General features: G+C 41.5%; 18 protein-coding genes. 4 read left to right on the top strand and 14 right to left on the bottom strand.

Annotated features, from left to right (window positions below):
* Positions 1 to 640 precede the first annotated feature (640 nt).
* From H6G26_RS24640 to H6G26_RS24605, 8 genes are all read right to left on the bottom strand, one after another.
* Entirely contained in the window at positions 641 to 2,272 is a 1,632-nt protein-coding gene (locus H6G26_RS24640) for a mucoidy inhibitor MuiA family protein (RefSeq protein WP_190732093.1), read from the bottom strand.
* Positions 2,273 to 2,374: 102 nt separating this feature from the next.
* Complete coding sequence (locus tag H6G26_RS24635; protein WP_190732092.1) at positions 2,375 to 3,316, bottom strand: LysR family transcriptional regulator; 942 nt, start codon at positions 3,314 to 3,316, stop codon at positions 2,375 to 2,377.
* A gap of 247 nt (positions 3,317 to 3,563) precedes the next feature.
* Positions 3,564 to 4,352, bottom strand: a complete 789-nt coding sequence (locus H6G26_RS24630; protein WP_100899924.1) for a BMC domain-containing protein — start codon at positions 4,350 to 4,352, stop codon at positions 3,564 to 3,566.
* A gap of 57 nt (positions 4,353 to 4,409) precedes the next feature.
* Complete coding sequence (locus H6G26_RS24625; RefSeq protein ID WP_190732089.1) at positions 4,410 to 5,183, bottom strand: transferase; 774 nt, start codon at positions 5,181 to 5,183, stop codon at positions 4,410 to 4,412.
* 148 nt (positions 5,184 to 5,331) lie between these two features.
* Positions 5,332 to 6,993, bottom strand: coding sequence for a ribulose bisphosphate carboxylase small subunit (locus H6G26_RS24620; protein ID WP_190732087.1), 1,662 nt, complete (start codon positions 6,991 to 6,993; stop codon positions 5,332 to 5,334).
* A gap of 98 nt (positions 6,994 to 7,091) precedes the next feature.
* Positions 7,092 to 7,394: a EutN/CcmL family microcompartment protein gene (locus tag H6G26_RS24615; protein ID WP_100899927.1), complete on the bottom strand. Its 303-nt coding sequence runs from the start codon at positions 7,392 to 7,394 to the stop codon at positions 7,092 to 7,094.
* 6 nt (positions 7,395 to 7,400) lie between these two features.
* On the bottom strand, positions 7,401 to 7,745 hold the full coding sequence (locus H6G26_RS24610; RefSeq protein ID WP_039748664.1) for a BMC domain-containing protein: 345 nt from the start codon (positions 7,743 to 7,745) through the stop codon (positions 7,401 to 7,403).
* Positions 7,746 to 7,836: 91 nt separating this feature from the next.
* Positions 7,837 to 8,145, bottom strand: a complete 309-nt coding sequence (locus H6G26_RS24605; RefSeq protein ID WP_012410633.1) for a carbon dioxide-concentrating mechanism protein CcmK — start codon at positions 8,143 to 8,145, stop codon at positions 7,837 to 7,839.
* 658 nt (positions 8,146 to 8,803) lie between these two features.
* On the opposite strand from H6G26_RS24605, the gene H6G26_RS24600 reads away from it, so the two are divergent.
* From H6G26_RS24600 to H6G26_RS24585, 4 genes are all read left to right on the top strand, one after another.
* Positions 8,804 to 10,660 carry an NAD(P)H-quinone oxidoreductase subunit F gene (locus H6G26_RS24600; protein WP_190732085.1) on the top strand — a complete coding sequence of 619 codons (1,857 nt, stop codon included), beginning with the start codon at positions 8,804 to 8,806 and terminating at the stop codon, positions 10,658 to 10,660.
* 107 nt (positions 10,661 to 10,767) lie between these two features.
* On the top strand, positions 10,768 to 12,270 hold the full coding sequence (locus H6G26_RS24595; protein ID WP_190732083.1) for an NADH-quinone oxidoreductase subunit M: 1,503 nt from the start codon (positions 10,768 to 10,770) through the stop codon (positions 12,268 to 12,270).
* 160 nt (positions 12,271 to 12,430) lie between these two features.
* On the top strand, positions 12,431 to 13,561 hold the full coding sequence (locus H6G26_RS24590) for a CO2 hydration protein (protein ID WP_190732081.1): 1,131 nt from the start codon (positions 12,431 to 12,433) through the stop codon (positions 13,559 to 13,561).
* A gap of 26 nt (positions 13,562 to 13,587) precedes the next feature.
* Positions 13,588 to 14,457 (top strand): oxygenase MpaB family protein, encoded by an 870-nt coding sequence (locus tag H6G26_RS24585; RefSeq protein WP_190732079.1) that lies wholly within the window; start codon positions 13,588 to 13,590, stop codon positions 14,455 to 14,457.
* Positions 14,458 to 14,497: 40 nt separating this feature from the next.
* Here the strand turns inward: H6G26_RS24585 and H6G26_RS24580 are convergent, their stop codons facing one another.
* From H6G26_RS24580 to petH, 6 genes are all read right to left on the bottom strand, one after another.
* Positions 14,498 to 15,199 (bottom strand): Uma2 family endonuclease, encoded by a 702-nt coding sequence (locus H6G26_RS24580; protein ID WP_190732077.1) that lies wholly within the window; start codon positions 15,197 to 15,199, stop codon positions 14,498 to 14,500.
* A gap of 81 nt (positions 15,200 to 15,280) precedes the next feature.
* Complete coding sequence (locus tag H6G26_RS24575) at positions 15,281 to 16,219, bottom strand: hypothetical protein (protein WP_190732075.1); 939 nt, start codon at positions 16,217 to 16,219, stop codon at positions 15,281 to 15,283.
* A 3-nt stretch (positions 16,220 to 16,222) separates the two neighbouring features.
* Positions 16,223 to 17,338: a DUF3696 domain-containing protein gene (locus H6G26_RS24570; protein WP_190732073.1), complete on the bottom strand. Its 1,116-nt coding sequence runs from the start codon at positions 17,336 to 17,338 to the stop codon at positions 16,223 to 16,225.
* A complete protein-coding gene (locus H6G26_RS24565) occupies positions 17,335 to 18,453 on the bottom strand; it encodes a DUF262 domain-containing protein (protein WP_190732071.1) in 1,119 nt (372 codons plus the stop codon). Before H6G26_RS24565 ends, H6G26_RS24570 begins: the two co-directional genes overlap by 4 nt.
* 294 nt (positions 18,454 to 18,747) lie before the next feature.
* Complete coding sequence (locus H6G26_RS24560; protein WP_190732069.1) at positions 18,748 to 20,034, bottom strand: homoserine dehydrogenase; 1,287 nt, start codon at positions 20,032 to 20,034, stop codon at positions 18,748 to 18,750.
* 122 nt (positions 20,035 to 20,156) lie between these two features.
* Entirely contained in the window at positions 20,157 to 21,425 is a 1,269-nt protein-coding gene (gene petH / locus H6G26_RS24555; RefSeq protein ID WP_190732066.1) for a ferredoxin--NADP reductase, read from the bottom strand.
* Between the last annotated feature and the right edge of the window lie 414 nt (positions 21,426 to 21,839).

The raw sequence follows: 21,839 nt of genomic DNA, 5'->3' as shown, positions 1-21,839 counted from the left end.
TGGTTCTGGAATCATGTCACTCAGAAATTCATATTGAGCACGGGTCAGATTGCTGGGGTATGCTTTACTCATGTTGCTCTCTCAGTGCTGTCTACTATATATTCACAGCGTATACTGAGAGAGCTTTTTTACCATTTCTTTGACTTTTCAAACAGCCTCTTAGTATACTGTCAGCAAAACTTTAGAACCCTAATAGTAAAAATTGAATTTTAAGAAATAATTAATAACTCGTTATGAAAAGATTTTAGATATGAAATTACTGTGTTGCTAGCAAGTAGCAATTAATTAGATTGTTAACTTAATTTTTTTGATTACAATAGCTTGAAAAAAAAGTTAAATATTACAGCAGTTCAGAAAAAAGAGATATTCAATGAATAAAATCAAAAATTTTTTTAAAGAACTACAGAGGACACCGAGAGAAGAAATAAATGCTTAACTGAACTCTATTTAATTATTAACTAGCAAGCTACTGTTATCGGAAACAATGTTTAGGTAAACAATATAGCGATTCTCAGATTAATAAAATACACTGGCAAAAAAAAGAGGAGTCAGAATATTCTGACTCCTCTCTTCCCAAACCAGGGCCTATTGTATCCAATTAAAAACTGCTATAATTTTCTGCTTAACGCTCACCTCGATTCTAAATATCTAATCCAACTACCATTAATTCAGGCGGATGTTCAACATTGAACTGGTAATATATCTCTCTTGTTTCCTGGGGTGGAAGAGTTAACTGCCATTCTAAAATCCCCATTTCACCAAGTTGGATTTGTGGATTGCTACGGCTGAGGCGCACCTTAATTTGTTCATTGCGGCTAACTGGCAATTGTTCAGTTACTTCCAGATTCACTTCTTTATCTATTAAGTTAGTAATCAATAATCGATAACTATAAGTAGTCCGGCGCTGGTTGCTAATCAATCTTTTGTCTACCAGACGTTCAACTAAGTCGCGCTCGATTTTCAAACCTTCATCAATGCCTAAGTTCAGTTTGAACTCTTGCCCTGGTGCAATATTTTCTAACTGAGTTGTCCCAATAAAAACATTGTCCCGAAAAATATTCGCTTTGCCTGGCAACAAAGTCGCGCCGTTGGAACTATTTTTTACATTAGCTTGTAGATAAGCAAAACTTACCAAGCGTGGCATTGCCACATAATCGAAGCTACAAGGATAATTATCGTTGAAAATTGTAGTTTTATGAGGTGCGCCGTCACTGGGAATGTTACCGCCACCAGTCAATTTAAAGGTAACTACATTCCCTTCTTTGGATACTTCTGCTGTAACGGTTTCTACTGGAATGAAAGTATCCTGTGCAACTTCGTCTTCTTCTTGCCAATCTGCTTTGGCAGTAGGAGCAGCTTGTTCTGGTATGGGAGGTAACAGTGGTCGCTGGGCAGGCAATTGTCGTTGTCGTAACATTTGTGGACGTGGTGCATCAATATACCAGGGTTCAAGTTTGGGTGGGAGTGTACCTAATCCTGGTTTAGCGGTAGAAAGGGTAAGATTTGCACCAATCCAATCTTCGCCGCTGCTTTGAGTGATTTCTGCAAGGTAACTCAAATGTACAATATCGCTGGTGGTGCTAAAGCGCAAGTCATATAGCGGAGTCCAACTGGCGCGATTCACCAAATATGATACCTCTAGCTCAAACTCGCCTTCACCTGCAACTTCAACTCCTACAACTAAGCTAAAACTCTCTTTAGGATGAGGTGTTTGGATTATTTGCAATGACGTGTGGAGTGCTTGCAGTTGTTTGTCTAATTCCTGCTGTTGAGTTTTGCACTCTCCAGATGCGATCGCATACTCACTATACTGGCTTCCGAGAAAGTTCAAAAAATCTAAAGTTTCGCTAAGGCTGAGATTTTTCCGAGACAAACTCTGTGCAAAGGGTTCCTCTGTCTTTTCACGTAACCCGGCGATAAAACTAGACTGCAATGCTAAAGCATCTACTTGAGCTTGCAGGTGGCGTTTTTCTGCTTCTAACTGCTCAATTTGCCTTGTCAAATGCGCGACTCGCTCCGCTACAGGTTCAGTGGTGTAGATGCGATCGCTACTTACTCCCAGCAAGCGCACCCCTACCGTCCCTGTACCACTAACCCTGACAGACTCAGTTTCTAGAGTCTCTGGCAGTGAGGTAATTACTAACTCCTGTTCAATTCCTGTTAAATCAACTACACCCCGCCGTGTAACTAATGCTCTGTCAGCGTACACTGTAACAGCTACAATCTCGCTTTGTACTGTTTTGCGCCAAGACGGTATTTCCGGGTTAACCACTGCCAGTTTTCCCCCATTTTTAATTGATTCTGCTGGTTAATTGTCAATGCTTCCTGGTCTAACAGTCAACCCCTTTAGGTAACTTCGTAATTACGAACTATTTTACCCGTGAGTTGCTTCAAGCTTAGTGGAAGCAGGATCAGCGTTTTGCTTGACAAAATCTTTTGCAGCAGCTAGTAGATACTCATAATATGCACGAGCAACGATAGATAGCTGCTTGCCTGCTGGGTAAACCATGTACCAATTTCGCTGAATGGGAAAGTGTTGGACATCTAAAATGCTAAACTCTGAAGCGTCTAATAGTAAGGTATGGCGGGATAAAACCGAAATTCCTAAACCACCTGCGATCGCTTGTTTAATAGCTTCGTTACTTCCCAATTCTAGCTTGACTTTTACTGTCACTCCTTGTTCTTCAAATAGACTTTGGACAGCGCGACGAGTTCCCGAACCAGGTTCTCGCATAATAAAAGGTTCGTTAGATAGGCGTTGGATCGGAATATTTTTTTCTTTAGATAACGGATGATTAATCGGTGCAAAAACTATTAAAGGATTTTCTAAAAATGGTTCGTAAGTCACATCCATATTGTCTGGAATTTGACTCATAATATATAATTCATCCAGATTATTGCTCATCCGTTCCAAAATTTGTTCGTGATTCGTTACTTGCAGCGAGATATCAATTCCTGGATAAAGTTGGCAAAACGGCCCTAACAAACGTGGGATAAAATATTTTGCTGTTGTAATCACTGCCAAGCGTAATTGTCCCTGTTTTAGCCCTTTTAAATCTGCCACCTTCATTTCATACTGGGCTATACTTTCAAAAATCTGCCGACAAGTGGCAAATAATTCCCGTCCTGCCTCGGTGAGATATAACCGCTTTCCCACTTGCTCAAATAATGGCAACCCTACCGATTTAGTGAGTTGCTTGATCTGCATAGAAACGGTAGGTTGCGTGAGAAACAATTCCTCAGCAGCGCGAGTAAAGCTACTGTGCCGTGCCGCAGCCTCGAATACCTTTAACTGGTGCAGCGTCGCTTGCTTCAAATCTGGTTCTCCTGTAAATAGCTATTTATCGATATAAAACTAGTATTACTGAACACTTGCAAATGCTATAGCAATACTCATAGAAATTTATGAGTTTCACTATAGATAAAACTCTATTATTTCTATTAAGACAAAGGTATTTTATTTATGCATTTAAGAAGCTATTATCAGAACAACAAGAAAAGCGTAAGATTCCTTCTACTTCCTGATGAATGCTGAATGATGATTTTCCCAAATTCATCTATCATCATTCATCATTCCATAATTCTTCTGCAATTTTTGTTGGGAGCTTGGTTAAATCGGGTAATCTTAATACCTCAATTTCGGCAACTTGTTCTTTAATATTCACTGGTAAGTTTAAGGGTTCGCGTTCTTCTATCCAGCAGCTTGCTAATGGCAAGGTTTGCTCCATTTCATCTAGTGGACGAGGAATTACCATCACTGCATTTAATTCCCCAATGCGTTCTGCCTCAAACATTCCCGCTTCTACTGCTACTGCTACATTTGCTACGGAACCACGAATAATGGCTGTACATAAACCCCCACCAATTTTTTCATACGCAGCCAAATGAACATCAGCAGCTTTAAGCATGGCATCACACGCGCCCACCATCGCCGGGAATCCCCGCGTTTCTACCAAACCAATTGCTTGATTACTCAGACGGCTGTAATTGCCGTCCTCCATCAATTTAGTAAAACGGGTTGTGATGGGAAGTACTATATCTAGGTTGGGATAAGGTCGGGGAATCACTAAGCTAGAAACCAACTGACCAAACTGTTCAGCCGTTTGGACACCAGATTCTACAGCAAGACGCACGTCAGCAATTCCACCCCGCACTATTGCAGTACAATATCCACCACCTATTTTTTCATACCCAACTAGATGAACTCCTGCTGACTTTAGCATCATATCCGCCGTCCCAACTATTGCTGGAAAGCTGCGGGTAGAAACTAAACCCAAAGCAGTATCTTGGAAGGTGTCTCGATTACTCACTCCCTCGATGGCGTTCAAAGACCGTTGATTAGATGTTTCCATTATGAACTTTCCCAGATAATCACAAAGCTGACAACTTACAATTAACACTTACTTGGACTAATCGTCAGAGTTTGGGTCGTTCAGGGATTGTCTATGGGGAAACAATGTAGTCAGCAGTCTGTTTATGCTCCCTTGCCCATAAATCTGAGTCCCGAAACCGTTAGAGGATTCTGTAGCTAGCTGATTGGGGTCTGAGTCATGTTCTGTAGACTCTTGGGCAGATTGTTGCAAGGTGGAGTCAGTATCATTGGTGGGTTCCTCTACGGGAGGAGGCTGGCTTTCTGGAGTCGCGGGAGATTTAAAGTAAGAAATCGACTTATTTTGTTTGAAATCCACAAAAGCCGAAGCTGAGAATTTAGTTGAGGAAACTTCTTTTTCCTTAGCTCCCCCTAAGCCATTTTCCTCTTCCTTCTGCGGTGGCGCACTTGTAGCCGTAGGGTTATTGGTGGATGATTCTGGTTCCTTTGTTTGAGCAATCTGACGACTGGTGTCTCCTAAAATTGAACCAGGTGCAATTACTTGTCCAGGTTCAACTGAATAATTAAAAACTGTTGTTGCCGAACCAATGCAAGCATTTGCTCCAATTTTGCCCTTGCCAACCATCAAAAAACCTGCTCCCAAGTTTGCGCCTGCTTCTACCTCCAAGGTTCCTTCATGGACTTGGAGAATCGCTCCCATACCAATGCAGACCCCTGGCCCAATGATGATCTTGCTATTTCCAGCTGCTTGGAGTATCACCCCAGGTGCAAGTACTGCGCTTGGATGAATAGTCACCTCACCACTAATGTAAGAATCAAAGTTATTGCTGAGGCGCAGTGACAGCACAGACATGAAAATTTTAACCTCGGAAGCCGGAGTGGGAATGGGGATAAGGGAGCAGGGGGAGCAGGGGAGGCAGGGGAGGCAAAGGAAAAAGAATTATTGATTAATGCACCAATGCCCGATGCTCAATGCCCCATGCCCCATTCCCCAGTGCCTACTATGGTCTTTGAATAATCGTTTCTAATACCCGTCGTTTGGCTTTGGGGTCAATACCAATTAGGCGCACATATTCCCCTTGGTATTCGCCAAGGTGTCCTTCTATAGCTGCGATCGCTTCTCTTTCTGAGGAGGCTTGAATCTGACCGGTACTAGTCCAGGAACCAGTCCGGAACCGCCGTTGATCTACGTGTTCAAGGCTAATTTTAGAGCCGCTAGCCAATAATTGTCGGAGTTGGTCTACAACTTCTGTACTCAAACGATTGCTGGTAGCTGTTGCCGTAGCATTAACAGAGGTTCCACTGCTAGTAAATGATTTCTGACTGCCAGAGGAGGCTACTTGACCATTTGGACGTTGGATAATCGTTTCTAATACCCGTCGTTTGGCTTTGGTATCAATGCCTATTAAACGCACATACTCGCCTTGATGGCTTTCTATACATTCTTCCAAGCCTGAAATTACTTGATTTATGGAAGTTGCTTCAATTGGCTTGCAGCTAGTCCAGGAACCAGTACGGAAACGACGCTCGTCTACGTGTTCCATGCCAATTTTGTAACCACCTGCCAAAAGTTGGCGGATTTGCTCTACAGTTTCGTCATTGACTTTGCCACTGCTAGAGCCGCTACCTGTACCATTACCATTACTGCTGTAGCTGCCATTGCTATGATTACTAGCCGGAGCCTTAAAATTGGTAGCTGGTTTAAAATCACCATCCGGGCGTTGGATGATGTTTTCTAACACACGTCGTCTATCTTTGTCAATACCAAACAGGCGGACATACTCGCCGCTATGCTCACTGACACAGCTTTCTAATGCTGCGATCGCTTCACCGATGGATCTCGGTTCAATTGGTTGGCAACTAGTCCAAGAACCCGTGCGGAACCGTCTCTGATCTACGTGTTCTGTACCAATCTTGTACCCTTGTTCCAATAGATAGCGCACTTGCTCTATTGTTTCTGCACCCAAGCTATTGCTCGACACTTCACTACTCCTTTCTAGCTCTAAAACAGTAACACCATTACCCTTATAAGATTTAGTATTCTCATCCCGAATTGGTGCAATACATTTGCTATCCGCAGCACAAAGATAACCAGCTCGCAGCGCCTGATTAATCCCAACCACATGATGAGCAAAGTCCTTATCCTGATCTTGCACATCAGGCAAGCGATCAGCTTGCTGCTGATTGGTAATGATCGCTCCCGAAGGTACATACTTACCTGCCGGAATTTCTACGTCTTGAATCAAAGTGTGCATCATCACGATGCAACCTGCACCCACCCTGGCATTAAACACCGTAGAGCGAAAGCCAATGAAGGAATTATCCCCTACATAAGCTGGGCCGTGAATTAGAGCCATGTGGGTAATGCAACTGTTTTTGCCTACCCACACCGAGTATTTATTTTGATCATCGCCAATTACTCGACCTTGCTCCAAGCCATGAATCACAACACCATCTTGAATATTAGTATTTTCTCCAATATAAAAAGGTGTGCCTTCATCCGCTCTAATCGTAGTCCCCGGAGCAACGATTACATTTGCACCTATATGTACATCTCCAATCAGATTAGAGAACGGATGCACAAAGGCTGTTTCATGGATTTGCGCTTCAGCTAAATTCCTCGACCACGGGGTTGGAGGTGCCGCCGTGCTGCGGACTGCCATTTCGAGATTCCTCCTCTATTGTCATTTGTCATTTGTCATTTGTCCTTTGTCATTTGCCTTTTGTGGAAAGCTAATGACTAATGACTAATGACTAATGGCTACCGATATTGATCTTTTTTGCTGTAAATTAGGCGATCTTCAACGTGAATAGTATCTATAATCGCTACTACCACTGCATCTAATGGTCGCTGTTCATTGCCAATAACTTGACGAGCGGCACTGCCACGACTGACAAGTACCCACTCATCCACTCCTGCTCCCACACTATCTGCTGCTACCTCATATTGTGGCAGGATGTTTCCGTCTTCATCTACTAATTGTAACAACAGTAGTTTTACACCTCGAAGACTTGGATCTTTTTGGGTGCTAACTACTGTGCCGCGAACTTTGGCGACTTGCATTACAAATTACGGTCTTCTACCGAAAGGACGAATTGCATTCACATTTTCCCGGAACTGTTCTACATCTTCGGTATAACGAATTGGTAGGACGTATTCCAAGTTTTCGTGAGGACGAGCAATGATGTGAGTAGATAACACTTGTCCGCCGTTGACTCGCTTCACTGATTCAACACCAGCGCCCACGGAAGCTTGCACTTCCGACACATCACCCCGAACAATTACGGTAACTCGACCACTGCCGATTTTTTCATAGCCTACTAGAGTAACACGGGCAGCTTTCACCATTGCATCAGCAGCTTCCACGACTGCTGGAAAGCCTAGCGTTTCAACCATTCCTACTGCAATTGACATTAGTTTTAATCCCTTTTTTATTGTTTTTAGCCTTCGACAAAAGTGATGCTCAAAAAGGTTTTGAGCGTTAATTACTTTGTTTAAACAGCTTTTAAGTACGGAATTGTTCCACAGCTTCTGTGTAACGTATCGGCAAGACGTATTCCAGGTTTTCGTGAGGACGAGCAATGATGTGAGTGGATAACACTTCACCACCAAAAACTCTTTTCGCTGCTTCAACCCCAGCTGCTACAGAAGCTTGTACTTCCGATACATCTCCCCTAACTATCACGGTGACGCGAGCGCTACCAATTTTTTCATACCCTACTAAAGTCACACGGGCGGCTTTCACCATCGCATCAGCAGCTTCCACTACTGCTGGAAAGCCCTTTGTTTCAATCATTCCAACTGCAATTGGCATCGCAGAACTCCTACAATATTAATCCAATCTGTACTGTCGCTTAAAATTTTTGACGGGGAGAGCTTGATCTTAATAGCTAAGAAAACACTTCCAAATTAAGCATAGGAAAGGTTGGCCTTCCTGGCAATATAAATTACTATAATAGTTTATGATAAGAAAGTTTTAAAAAACTTAACAAAAATTAATCTGTCCTCCTGAGCAATCAAAGTTCACTGATTCCTAGAGGAGCCACTTATGCTTTATAATTTCTTTATCACATTTACAAAAGGACATTCATAACCAAGGGTAATTTTATCTTGGGAGGGACGACAAGCTGCTATATGTTATGCTGTGTCTAGGTTCTGGCAATTTTTGCTATATATACAAGGACTAGGTGAAAAATATATAAATTTTTCCAATATATCGTATAAAGTAGTTTGCTCAAAGTAGAAATACAAATGTAAAAACGGAGGTTAGGTTAAGGCAAGTAAATGCTTTTACATATGTAAAGTTATATTTTATAAAAATTTAATAGGTAAAGTAAAGTAAAAATACTTTTGGTAAGTTTGTTGAAACAATAGTATAAAAATATTGATATTTTACTAGATTAATTCTTTAACATAAATAATTGTTTGAAAGCTTTTTTAAAATCAAGGCTGAGTTGTCAAGGTGAATTTAAATGAATCAATTTCTATTTTCAACAAGTTGGTTTGTGCCTTTATATAGCTTATTAGGTGCAATTTTGACGTTGCCGTGGGGAATAGGAATAATTCAGCGAACAGGGCCAAGACCTGCGGCATACATAAACTTGTTGACGAGTGTTTTGGCTTTTGCCCATAGCCTGTTTGTATTTAACATTATCTGGGATAGAGAACCAGAAAAGTTACTGGTGCCGTGGTTTAAAGCTGCTGATTTAGACTTATCTTTTGCCTTAGAACTCTCAGCAGTTAGCATTGGAGCAACAGTTTTAATTACAGGGTTAAGCTTACTTGCACAAGTTTACGCTCTGGGTTACATGGAAAAAGACTGGTCGTTAGCGCGTTTTTTTTCGCTGCTGGGATTTTTTGAAGCAGCCCTGAGTGCTTTAGCAATCAGTGATTCTTTGTTTTTCAGCTATGCCCTTTTGGAAGTGCTGACGCTTTCAACTTACTTGCTGGTCGGATTCTGGTATGCTCAACCGCTAGTAGTGACAGCAGCGCGGGATGCGTTTTTAACCAAACGGGTGGGAGACTTGTTACTGCTGATGGGTGTGGTAACACTTTCCACCTTAGCCGGCAGTTTAAACTTTTCAGATTTATATGAGTGGGCGCAAACAGCTAATTTAAGCCCAATGGCATCAACATTGCTAGGGTTGGCGTTAATTGCTGGGCCTGCTGGTAAATGCGCTCAATTTCCACTGCATCTTTGGCTGGATGAGGCAATGGAAGGGCCCAACCCCGCCTCGGTAATGAGAAACTCACTAGTAGTAGCTGGTGGTGCTTATTTGCTTTATAAACTTCAACCATTGTTAGCCTTGTCGCCAGTTGCCTTGAATGTATTAGTAGTAATGGGAACGGTGACAGCGATTGGAGCCACATTAGTATCCATAGCTCAAATTGACATTAAGCGATCGCTATCTCATTCCACCAGTGCATACATGGGCTTAGTGTTTTTAGCGGTGGGGTTGCAGCAAGGGGGTGTAGCCTTGATGTTGCTGTTAACTCATGCGATCGCTAAAGCATTATTATTTATGAGTTCCGGTTCAGTAATTTTGACCACCCAAAGCCAAGACCTAACAGAAATGGGTGGACTGTGGTCAAGAATGCCAGCCACAACTACTGCCTTTATTGTCGGTTCAGCCGGGATGGTAACACTGCTACCATTAGGAAGCTTTTGGGCAATGTTAGCATGGGCTGACGGTTTTGTAAATATTAGCCCTTGGGTAATTGGGGTTTTATTATTGGTTAATGGCTTAACAGCATTAAACTTGACCAGAGTATTCAGATTAGTCTTCTGGGGGAAACCGCAACAAAAGACCCGTCGCACCCCAGAAGTTGGTTGGCAAATGGCCTTACCAATGGTGATTCTTACAGTCTTGACTCTGCTTGTGCCTTTGATGCTACAGCAATGGTACTTGCTACCAGATTGGGAAAGTATTAATTGGTATGTGGCGTTAGCGTTGTTTACTTCTACCGTCGTGGGGGTAGGTGTAGGGTCTACAGTTCATCTACACAAAGCTTGGTCAAGATCCAGAATCTTGGCGTGGAGATTTGTGCAAGACTTGTTAGGTTATGATTTTTATATTGACCGAGTTTATCGCGTAACGGTAGTGGGTGCAGTAGCACTGCTATCTAAAATTTCTGCTTGGAGCGATCGCTATTTAGTCGATGGTTTAGTCAACTTAGTTGGGTTTGCGACAATTTTTGGTGGACAAACTTTAAAATACAGTATTTCTGGGCAATCTCAGGGCTATATGTTGACCATCCTAGCTGTTGTTAGCGTCCTGGGTTTTTTCATCAGCTGGTCATTGGGTTTACTAGATAAATTACCTTTTTAACTAAGTTAGGAGTTAGGAATTAGGAGTTAAGAGTTAAAAGTTTTTACTCTTTCCCTGCTCCCCCTGCTTCCCCTGCTCCCCCTGCTCCTCTAACCTGAATTCCGTCTATGCTTAGTGTTTTAATTCTAGTGCTGTTAATCGGCGCAGCTTTAATTGGTTTCTCGCCCTCTGGCATCAGTGGTAAATTCGCCCGTGGGGTGGCTTTGGTCTTTGCCAGTATCGCTTTTTTGTGGACAATTATACTAGCAATTCAGTTCCATCCAGGAGAAATCACTCAACAGTTTGCCGAGTCTGTCCCTTGGATAGATGTTTTAGGCTTAAACTATAATTTGGGAATAGATGGTTTATCTTTGCCACTGCTGGTTTTAAATGGATTGTTAACTTGCATTGCCATTTACAGCAGCGATGAATCCCTTCAGCGTCCTAAATTTTATTACTCTTTGATACTATTATTAAGTGCTGGAGTGACTGGAGCTTTTCTGGCACAGGATTTACTGCTATTTTTCTTGTTTTACGAATTGGAACTAATCCCGCTATATCTGTTGATAGCCATTTGGGGCGGGGAAAAGCGGGGTTATGCTGCAACAAAATTTCTCATTTATACTGCCGTTTCGGGAATCTTGATTTTGGCAAGTTTTCTCGGCATGGTTTGGCTGAGTGGTTCCTCTAGCTTTGCACTAGCAACCTTGAACCCTACGACTCTACCTCTAGCGACACAGCTTTTACTGCTAGGGGGAATTTTGGTAGGTTTCGGGATTAAAATTCCTTTGGTTCCCTTCCATACTTGGTTACCAGATGCTCACGTTGAAGCTTCCACACCAATTTCTGTGCTATTGGCTGGAGTGTTGTTGAAGTTGGGAACTTATGGCTTACTGCGGTTTGGCATGAACTTGTTACCAGAAGCTTGGGCTTATGTGGCTCCTTGGTTAGCAACTTGGGCAGTAGTCAGTGTACTGTATGGTGCATCCTGCGCGATCGCTCAAACCGATATGAAAAAAATGGTGGCTTACAGTTCCATTGGACACATGGGCTACGTGCTTTTAGCTGCTGCGGCTTCTACACCATTAAGTGTGTTAGGTGCTGTTATGCAGATGATTAGCCACGGCTTGATTTCCGCCATGCTGTTTTTGCTAGTAGGGGTTGTGTATAAAAAAGCCGGAAGCCGGGATTTAGAAGTTCTCCAAGGACTGCTGAACCCAGAACGCGGTATGCCTGTAATTGGTAGCTTGATTGTTGTGGGAGCGATGGCCAGCGCTGGTATACCGGGAATGGTCGGGTTTATTTCGGAATTCATCGTTTTTCGGGGCAGTTTCCCCGTTTTTCCAGTGCAAACGCTCCTATCAATGATTGGCACAGGCTTAACTGCGGTTTACTTCCTAATACTTCTCAACCGTGCCTTTTTTGGACGCTTGTCTGCACAAGTTACTAACTTACCACGGGTGTATTGGAGCGATCGCGCCCCAGCTGCAATTTTAGCTGTGCTAATTGTGATTTTCGGCGTTCAACCTGGTTGGTTAGCACGTTGGACTGAACCAACAATTACAGCAATGGTGAATAGCCAAAACGTAGTAGTAGCTGTGTCTTTGGATAAAGTGGGGGCTGGGGATTAGGGAATGGGCAATAAGCAGGGGAGACAAGGGGACAAGGGGACAAGAGGTGAGAACTTGAAACAAGTCTTTCCCCTTGTCCCCAATTCTCCTTGTCCCCAAGTCCTCTAGCCAATGCCCAATGCCCAATGCCTCAATCCCTATACTTTTTGGAGAGATGTTAATGGTAACTATTAAAAAGAAAGCGGTTCACAATCCCTTAGCTGAGTATATTGAACGTCTGCAAAAGGGAGAAGCGTTACTCCCCGATAATCCAGAAAATGTGCTGGAAGTTGTTGGTATTCTTAAAAGCTATGGCGTAGTTTTAGATGCCTACTCAAAAAATCTTAATTATATTGCAGAGCATCAGTTTTTAATATTTTTCCCATTTTTTAAATACTTTAATGGAGAGGTTTCTTTTCAGAAATTACTCCGTCACTGGTGGCATAACCGAATTAATTTTGAATATGCTGAGTATTGTATGAAAGCCATGATGTGGCACGGTGGCGGCGGACTAGATACGTATTTAGATACAGAAGAATTTCAAGAAAGAGCGCAAGCTGTTATCAACGCAAAATTTAAAAATAATCCCTTAATTTCGGCTATTAACCAACTGTTTCCAGATTTTTTAACAGAAAACTTGCGCGTATCTGCTTATTACACTGGTTTAGGTCAATTCTGGCGAGTAATGGCTGATATGTTCCTCAACTTATCAGACCGCTACGATCGAGGCGAAATTAAATCGATTTCCCAAGTTGTAGAACACATTAAAGCCGGGTTAGTGGCAAATGCATCAAACCCAATTACCTACGCCGTCAAAATTCGAGGTGAGGTCTATGAAATTATTCCCAAAAGCGTTGGTTTGACATTTTTAGCAGATACAGCAATACCTTATGTAGAAGCAGTATTCTTCCGGGGAACTCCTTTTCACGGTACAGTTTCATACAACGCCCAAGGATATCAAATTCCCCCAGATCAAACGCGATTTGAATATGGCGCATTGTATGCTGATCCTTTACCCATCGGCGGCGCGGGTATTCCTCCCACCTTGTTGATGCAGGATATGCGTCATTATCTTCCAGAGTATTTGCACGAAATTTATCGTCGCAGTCTCCGAGGTGAAGATGATTTGCGGGTACAAATTTGTATGAGTTTCCAAAAATCGATGTTTTGCGTAACGACAGCAACGATTTTGGGACTAATGCCTTATCCTTTGGATACTAAAGATCCAAATGAGGAGAAAGGTAATCGAATTTATTTAGAAAAATGGATGAGCCGATTAGAAACTTCGCGGTTGTTGGATGTCAATAAATAACTGAATTGAATACAGAGAAACTTCAGATGCTTCTCAATCGCTATAAAAATCTTCATTTAATTCATCAACTTGACCCAGTGCAAGATCATTGCCGCATTTATTACTTGATGAATGGCTACGAGTTTCCTTGGGATATGACGCGATCGCTCGAAGTAGCTTTGATGCGAACTTATTGCGTTCCTAGTATTTCTAAATTGCTGAATCAGACAGGAGAATTTACCCATTGTCCGCAAAAACGCTACGATGATACGGCAATAATTGTTGGAGAGATGATTAAGTGGGGTTATGATAGCGATCGCGGCAAACAAGCCCTGCAACGGATGAATGCACTCCACGGACGCTTCAAGATTGACAACAACGATTTCCTGTATGTACTTTCAACTTTCATTTTCGAGCCTATCCGTTGGAATGCGCGGTTTGGTTGGCGGCTGATGTGCGAACAAGAAAAATTAGCGTCTTTTTACTTCTGGCGAGAAGTAGGTAAGCTAATGCAGATTCAGAATATCCCTGAAACCTACGAAGAATTGGAGCGCTATAACCTTGACTACGAACGCCAAAAATTTTGCTATTCAGATACAAATTGTCGAGTTGGGGAAGCTACACGCGATTTATTTTTGAGTTGGTTTCCTTCGTGGATGCGTTCTTCCATCAAACCAGGTATCTACGCTTTACTGGATGACACCATGTTTGATGCCTTTGGTTTTCCCTATCCTTCGCCATTGCTGCGATCGGCTATGGTAAGTCTACTAAAAATCCGAGCCAAATTAATTCGGTTATTCCCACCTCGGAATCAGCCTAATTTTTATATTGACTCTCCTATCCCCAGCTATCCCACTGGCTATGAAATTGCAAATGTAGGGCCAGCAGAAAACTTTAAGCAGCAAACCTCTGACTAAGTTGTTTAAGCGATTGATTTCATAACCTTCATCCAAAAATCTAGACTTCTGGTTCGATACCTAAAGAGCGCAATTGGGCAGTTAAGCGATCGGCTCTTTCCTCACCAGTGAACAATAAATTACCTTGTAAATCCCACCACCGTAGCCAAGGTAATTCCATATTATAATATTGTCCCTGCCAAATTCCTAACTCAACCCCTAAAGGATGTATGGGATAATGTCCGCGTTCATTTGCTGTTAATAATTGATATTGTCCACCAATTAATTCATAAACTTCTACGCTAGCTTTATTCACTTCATAAATGCCGTAGAAGGGAGGACGAATCACCTGCTCATAAATCCAAAATTTCCCCTTCCACGGAGTTTTGTCTCGCTCCTCACTACCATCACCAGAAACAAATTCTAAGGCAATTAAAGGGGCAATAAATTCTCGCCATAATACATAAGACCTGCGCGTTTGCCCATCCAGAGTAGGCGGTACATTCCCTACATAAAACCAATCTGGTGCTTCTGCGCCTTTTTCTGGGGGGTCAGTCATCCGCCAGTAGATACCGCTATCTTGACCAATACAGTATTGCCCATCAGGATGACGTTTTTGTAATATCGGTTTAATCGAGTCTGTTAGGAGAATGCTTTGGGGATGTTCCTGAAAATTTTTCACAAATGTACCGTCAGACTCTGGTAGCTGCGTATGGTCTGGAAACGGGGTAAGGGCGGTGGATGGATCAGTTGCAGAGGTCATAAGGCTACCTTTGCAGAATGTAAGGGTTGTTTTTTAGTTTAGCAAGCGTAGGCGATCGCTTTTTATAATTAGGCTTTAAAATTATTGGATTTTTGGCCCGATGTACCCAATAATGATTTTATCAGGCCTTAATTCTGTAGAAAAATGAAGCCGCCAAGCCCCTGCACCAGTCATTCTTAGGTGCAAGCTGAATATACGATACACATCATCAGGACACTTAAAGGTTAGTTTATCCTCTAAACTTTGAAGCCTAGAGTCGCTTTCTGGAGTAACTTTACTGGCAACAAGGTCTAAATCAAAATCTCCATCTCTCCAAGTTTTACAACAGTTTTCTAGTTCAAACAACTTTCTGACAATTTGTCGTAACATAGGGCTACCATTGCCAAGACTTTGTATTTGTTGACCGACACTTTCACAAAAGCTGAGAGAGGGAAATAAATCTTTTTTACGTTGCCATAAATTGCAACCATCACGAACCCCTGTTTTCAGCCGTTCCTGTATCCAAGAAAGATTTTCCTTTACGTTCTTTATGGTACTAGCATGAGTAACTGTGACTGTATCTAAATTCAAATTATCATCTTCAAGCCAAGTATATTCCAGCGAAATGCTATTAAATTCCCATTTTTTATCTGAGTTTATGCTTAATGCTAACGATTCAAGTAGATAGGCAATTCCCAAGCCTTCACTTTTTTCTCCTTCATAGAGAAAATCTGAGAGTATATTTTTATTTTCAATATCTGAATCTTGAATATCTTCGAGATAAGGTGTCTTTGCTGCTGTCAGAATAAATCGTATATCGTCTCTATTTACAGTTTTATCTACTAACCAGTTAGATAACGAGTAATTATCTGCTAATACAGTATTGTAAAACTCATGATGAGTGCGAATTATTGGCTTAACACCTAGCTCTGCCGCTTCACGTGCGGTCAAAATTAATTCTGACATTCTTTGTTTAGCCATCTTAATATCATTAGCGGCAGATCGCAAAGATAACTCATTCAATACCATTTCCAAGTCCATCTGCTACGCATTCCTTGGCTTAAGTAAAGTTATTAAATCTTTTTCCCATTCATCAAAAAATCCATCAGGCCAATAATCAATTCTGCCATTACGATCAATTTTTGGTGATATTACCTCTGTCAAAGCTTGTCCTTGTTTTTCTTGTTGCTGAAAGTAATGCAACTGGACGTAATGCGGGGGAATAATACCGCCATGAACAGCAAGACGAATACCGTTTAAAACATGATCGCTATGAGTTTCTATTACCACCTGAACATCACAACTGGCAGCAAGTGCTAATAGTTCTCCCATTTTCGCTTGTCCTTTAGGATGAAGATGAGCCTCTGGATTTTCAACTAGGATTAGTGTGCCAGGAGGAGATGAAAGTATAGCTACAATAATTGATAAAGTGTAGGTAATTCCAAAACCAACGTTGGTTGCACGGTAACGATTACTATCTCCATAAAAATATTTCATATTCACTAAACCCATCGCTGAGTTAGCTTCTATTTTGATACGTATACCAGGACTAACCTCTCTCATCCATGCTTCCACTTGATCTATCAGATTCATTGATTTTGCTTGTGGATAGCTGAGATTAGAGATGGGAATTGGTTCATCTCCATAAATATAAAGAAAATGGACTGTATATTCTCCTTGAGTACCAATTTGTCTAAGTCTTCGGACTTGATAATCAGATATTTCATTAAATGAACGTGGGCCTATTCGTTCCGCTTTAAGGTAGTGAAAATATTTGCTAAAAATATACGATTGACGGATTTCAGATTCATTTGGTTCTGAAATTACATTTAAAACATCTTCTTCTTTCTTATCTAGGTTGTAATTAAAATCCCATATACATTCATACTTTTCCCAGATAATCTCAAAGCTTATATGGTTATCTTTTGCACCCTCATAAAGGGCATCTTGTGCTGTACCAATACTGACTAATTCACCATTTAGTGCCAAGCCAGTTTTTGGCAATAAATCCTGTTGATAAGATTGGCGTAGTAGTAGTAATGATTGAAGTACAGAAGATTTCCCAGTGCTGTTAAGTCCAGATATTAGTGTTAAAGGTCTAAATTCAAGCAACTGATTATCAAAACGTTTGAAGTTGATCAGGCGGAGAGAAGTAATCATGAAAGCACTTCCTGAATGATTTTTTCTATAGTACTAAATCTATACTGTACTTTCTCGGTCGCCTGAGATATAGATTCTAAAAAAGATTTATCGTTGTCTATATATGTCTTGAATAAATTGATTAATTTTTCTTTTCTATCTATCAAAACTTGGATTCGCTCATTACTCAATTTATTCAGAAGTACTGACCAAGATTCAAATAGAGCTTTATTTACAGGAAACTGTTTTTTCTGATAATTAGATATTTTACGAAACGCATCTTTACCAAAGATATTCCTGCTAGCTATCATTGTTCTTTTAAAATCATTTTCAATTTCATTTAACTCTATCTCCGAAAGTTTATTTGCTTTAGATAATGCTTTGGATAAAAAAGTATCTCGTTTGTCTATATATTCTTGGTAAGAAGTTAAAGTAAAAGCTATAAACCCTAGTATAAATTCCCGATCATCCATACGCATTTTGCGATTATTACCAAGTTCAACCACTTGCTGAAATTCTGGAGATGCTGCAAGTTTAGTCAAAAACTTCGTTCCCTTACCAGGATTAAGAGCATGGCGTAATTCTTGAGGATATAAAGGAAGTCCTCCTGTATTAATGCGTTTAAAAATATTATATTTAATTTCTAGAGGTGTCCCTTTTTCGATCAAATACACTGTTAGTTGAGTTTCTTCTAGGCGACGTTGGTATCTGCGATCGATTTCATCGTAGGTTTTACCTTCTAGATTTGTAAGATATTCTAATCCAGATAGTTTGAGTTCTTTGTCGAGAATAAAGCGCCTTAGTGCAAATAGGCGCTGTAATCCATCGACTACTACCCATTTATCTTCATTAGTGGCATCTATATAAAGTGCTGGTATGGGGATACGGATAATAATAGATTCTATTAGCCTACTTTGAGCATCTTCTTTCCATATATTCGCATGACGTTGGAAATCAGGTGCTAAATCAAGTCCTTCTTCATTGATTCTTTTAAGCAATAACTCTATTGTAGGTTCTCTAGTTATAATATTAATTTTATCAGGATCATACAGGAAAGTAACTTCTTCCTCTTGATATTCCTCTTCTAAAGTTTCTTCATCAGCTAATTCTGCATTGTAGTTACTCAAATCCGTCACAGCGCTTACTCCTTAGTATTAACATTTGTTTGTTCACTCAGTTATTAGTGATACTTAGTGTTACTACATCAGCAAATGGGGCTTTTTAACTGGCGTACTTTAATCCTACTATCTCTCCAAATAATAAAGACGCGAAATTTCGCGCCTCTACGTACCTAGTCTATTACTTGTTTATCTTCCCCAGCTAAATCTAAAATAGGCGCGATCGCCTCCGGTAACATTAGAGTGATCGTATCCTTAAACCAAATACTTAAACTTCTGGTTCAATGCCGATCGATCGCTAAAACATTAATCTCAAAGTACACGTAGTAAGCTGGGAATGCTTTCGATTGCTGACAAATTCTGAATTTCTGCCAAAGCTTGCCTAAAATTGCCTTCCCGTACATCATGGGTAACAACCACAATCTCTGCGAGTTCCCCTTGAAAGCCAGTTTGGACAATTGACTCTAAGCTAACGCCATAGTTACCAAAGCAAGTCCCCAATTTACCGATAACTCCAGGTTGGTCATTGGTGAGGAAACGCGCGTAAAACCGAGTTATCAATTCTGCCATTGGCGCAATTTGGCAATATTCCTGATGTCCACAAGTTAATAAGGGATTTGCAACTGCTGTATTGGTTTTGAGGACAGCAACTAAATTCAAAATATCTGATGTCACAGCACTGGCGGTTGCACCAGCACCAGCACCGGGGCCAAAAAACATTACTTGCCCAATTGGTTCTCCTTCCACAAGAATGGCATTGTAAACGCCATTGATGCTAGCTAAAGGGTGCGCTTGAGGCACTAATGTGGGATGAACTCTCACAGAGAGAGGAGATGAGGGAGTATCACGTTTAGCGATCGCTAACAATTTAATCACAAATCCTAATTTTTCGGCGTAGGCAATATCTGTCTTGCTCACTTGCCGAATGCCCTCAGTATAAACATCTTGTAAGTTGATGCGTCCACCAAAGCCTAATGATGCCAGGATGGCAATTTTATCTGCTGCGTCTAAGCCATCAACATCGGCTGTTGGGTCAGCCTCAGCATAACCCAATCGCTGGGCATCAGCTAAAACATCATTGAAGTTGCTGCCTTCTGTCTGCATCCGTGTCAGGATGTAGTTAGTTGTACCGTTTACGATACCAGTTACAGTATGAATACGGTTAACACTTAAAGACTGCTTTAGGGGTTGAATCACCGGAATCCCACCACCCACAGCAGCTTCTAACATGACGTATACGCCAGTTTGATTGGCAGTTGTGAAAATTTCCGCCCCAAAGCGAGCGATCGCTGCTTTATTGGCGGTGACTACGTGCTTACCATTACTTAAAGCTTTGAGGATTAGCGATCGCGCCGGCTCCAGCCCACCCATCACCTCAACAACTATATCTACCGCCGGATCGTTGACAATAGCTTCTAAATCTGTAGTTAAGACTTCCGTAGATAATTCTACTGCACGGGGTTTATCGAGCGATCGCACTCCCACCCGATAGATTTCTATCTCTTGCAACAATGGGTGACGCCCAGCGCTATCTTGCAACAACTGCACTGTTCCCGTTCCCACGGTGCCTAATCCCAGTATTCCTAGTTTCACACCCATTTTGCACCCAATTTCACCAATAACAATTGTAGGTAGAGCGTTTGCCCTACCTACTGATTATCCTGCTTCCTTTGTCATTTGTCCTTTGTCATTTGTCCTTTGCTAATGACTAATGACTAAATTTAGTAAGTTTCTACGTGCCAGCGACCGCCTTTCTTGAGTTGCTTCTGATAATCACTCCAGGTTACGCCTTCCTTAGCAGCAGCAGCAGTTAAGGCTGCATCGATACCTTCTTCCATACCGCGCAAACCGCAGATGTAGGTGTGGGTTTTTTCATTTTTAATCAACTGCCACAATTCATCAGCATGTTCTGCTACGCGGTCTTGAATATACATTCTACCGCCTTGGGGATTTTTCTGTTCGCGGCTGATGGCAGCAGTAAGGCGGAAGTTATCAGGATATTTTTGTTGAATTTCTTCCAGTTCTTCCTTATATAAGAGGTTTGGAGTTGTTGGTACACCAAATATTAACCAAGAAAATCCTTTAAATTGGTATTCCGGGTTAGCCGCTCTTTCTGCATCTTTAAACTGCCGCCACAAGTAAGCCCGCATGGGAGCAATACCTGTTCCGGTTGCCATCATAATTACATTAGCTTCAGGGTCATTGGGTAACAACATTTCCTTACCCACAGGCCCTGTAATTTTTACCTCTTCCCCTGGCTTAAGGAAACACAGGTGCGTAGAGCAAACACCGTAGACTGTTTCGCTAGTTTCTGGGTGCTTGTACTCCAATTGGCGGACGCACAGTGATACTGTTTTATCATCTACGTCATCGCCATGACGAGTTGAGGCGATGGAATATAGCCTGAGTTTTTCCGGCTTACCGTTCTTGTCTACTCCTGGTGGAATAATCCCAATACTTTGACCTTCTATATACTTCAAATTACTGCCAGATAGGTCAAATTTAAGGTGTTGAACAATACCAATACCGCCTTCTTTGACTAGCGGTTCATTAGATATTACCTTACCAATAAACGGAGCATTGGGGCGGTAAGTGTTAACAGGAACGTCACCGTGGTCTTTTTTGGCTTTCGCTTGAGTCATGGTGTTGCCTTTCTTGTCCTTGTTCTCTTCAGCACTATGAGCATTCACAGGTGTGGCTTTACCATTCCCTTCACTATTAGCATTCCCAAATGAGGCTTTACCATTAACTGATTCTAGAGCAGTTACAGGCTGGATGCTAACAATTGTGCCGCCTAGACGAGTGATACGTCGCATTTCTTGATTCATGCGGTTGTAAGGCACTTTGATGAACACACTGCCACTTTTACGAATTGGGTAGTTAGTTTGATCAGTTTCTTCGCTCTGACGCAAACCCACCACTTCATAGAGGAAGATGCGGCTACCTAATTCTGTGTTGGCAGCACCCTCAACAGCACCTTGATTGTACATTCGTTCTACCACTCCGATAATTTACTTAACCGTTTTTCAGAAAAAAACTATTCCCCTACCTTGCCAGCTTTAGTTTACCGGATTTTCGTTTCACAAAACTGACCCTGAAGGAAAAACGGCATCATTAAATTAATGCCTTGCTAAGTACACTCACCAAAGACATGCAGGCATAGCAAAAAACACACCTGTTCACCTTCTAAGGTAAAGGATAAGTCTTGTGGAGAATGTTAATAAAGAGTCAATTTAATCTTTTTTTCGTTAACTACCAACCGCTTCAGGGAGATAGTTTTTACCTTACTACCCAATGAGCAACTTAAAAGGGCAGATATTGTAGGAAGCCTGCTTCGATTAGTGGAAGCTAGTGCTGAGTTGACTTCTAAAAATCGCGGTTGTGCTTACTTACTCCAAAGGTTT

The organism is Nostoc sp. FACHB-888, from assembly GCF_014696655.1.
In the GTDB taxonomy this organism is placed as follows: domain Bacteria; phylum Cyanobacteriota; class Cyanobacteriia; order Cyanobacteriales; family Nostocaceae; genus Nostoc.
This window is presented reverse-complemented; position numbering and strand designations above follow the sequence as displayed.

Excerpts from the sequence above, each read along its gene's own strand:
- H6G26_RS24615 (WP_100899927.1), bottom strand. The coding sequence starts at position 7,394 with ATGCAAGTCGCCAAAGTTCGCGGCACAGTAGTTAGCACCCAAAAAGAT.
- H6G26_RS24600 (WP_190732085.1), top strand. The coding sequence starts at position 8,804 with ATGAATCAATTTCTATTTTCAACAAGTTGGTTTGTGCCTTTATATAGC.
- H6G26_RS24630 (WP_100899924.1), bottom strand. The coding sequence starts at position 4,352 with ATGGAAACATCTAATCAACGGTCTTTGAACGCCATCGAGGGAGTGAGT.
- H6G26_RS24625 (WP_190732089.1), bottom strand. The coding sequence starts at position 5,183 with ATGTCTGTGCTGTCACTGCGCCTCAGCAATAACTTTGATTCTTACATT.
- H6G26_RS24620 (WP_190732087.1), bottom strand. The coding sequence starts at position 6,993 with ATGGCAGTCCGCAGCACGGCGGCACCTCCAACCCCGTGGTCGAGGAAT.
- H6G26_RS24610 (WP_039748664.1), bottom strand. The coding sequence starts at position 7,745 with ATGTCAATTGCAGTAGGAATGGTTGAAACGCTAGGCTTTCCAGCAGTC.
- petH (WP_190732066.1), bottom strand. The coding sequence starts at position 21,425 with ATGTACAATCAAGGTGCTGTTGAGGGTGCTGCCAACACAGAATTAGGT.
- H6G26_RS24560 (WP_190732069.1), bottom strand. The coding sequence starts at position 20,034 with ATGGGTGTGAAACTAGGAATACTGGGATTAGGCACCGTGGGAACGGGA.
- H6G26_RS24585 (WP_190732079.1), top strand. The coding sequence starts at position 13,588 with ATGCTTCTCAATCGCTATAAAAATCTTCATTTAATTCATCAACTTGAC.
- H6G26_RS24580 (WP_190732077.1), bottom strand. The coding sequence starts at position 15,199 with ATGACCTCTGCAACTGATCCATCCACCGCCCTTACCCCGTTTCCAGAC.
- H6G26_RS24590 (WP_190732081.1), top strand. The coding sequence starts at position 12,431 with ATGGTAACTATTAAAAAGAAAGCGGTTCACAATCCCTTAGCTGAGTAT.
- H6G26_RS24595 (WP_190732083.1), top strand. The coding sequence starts at position 10,768 with ATGCTTAGTGTTTTAATTCTAGTGCTGTTAATCGGCGCAGCTTTAATT.
- H6G26_RS24575 (WP_190732075.1), bottom strand. The coding sequence starts at position 16,219 with ATGGACTTGGAAATGGTATTGAATGAGTTATCTTTGCGATCTGCCGCT.
- H6G26_RS24570 (WP_190732073.1), bottom strand. The coding sequence starts at position 17,338 with ATGATTACTTCTCTCCGCCTGATCAACTTCAAACGTTTTGATAATCAG.
- H6G26_RS24605 (WP_012410633.1), bottom strand. The coding sequence starts at position 8,145 with ATGCCAATTGCAGTTGGAATGATTGAAACAAAGGGCTTTCCAGCAGTA.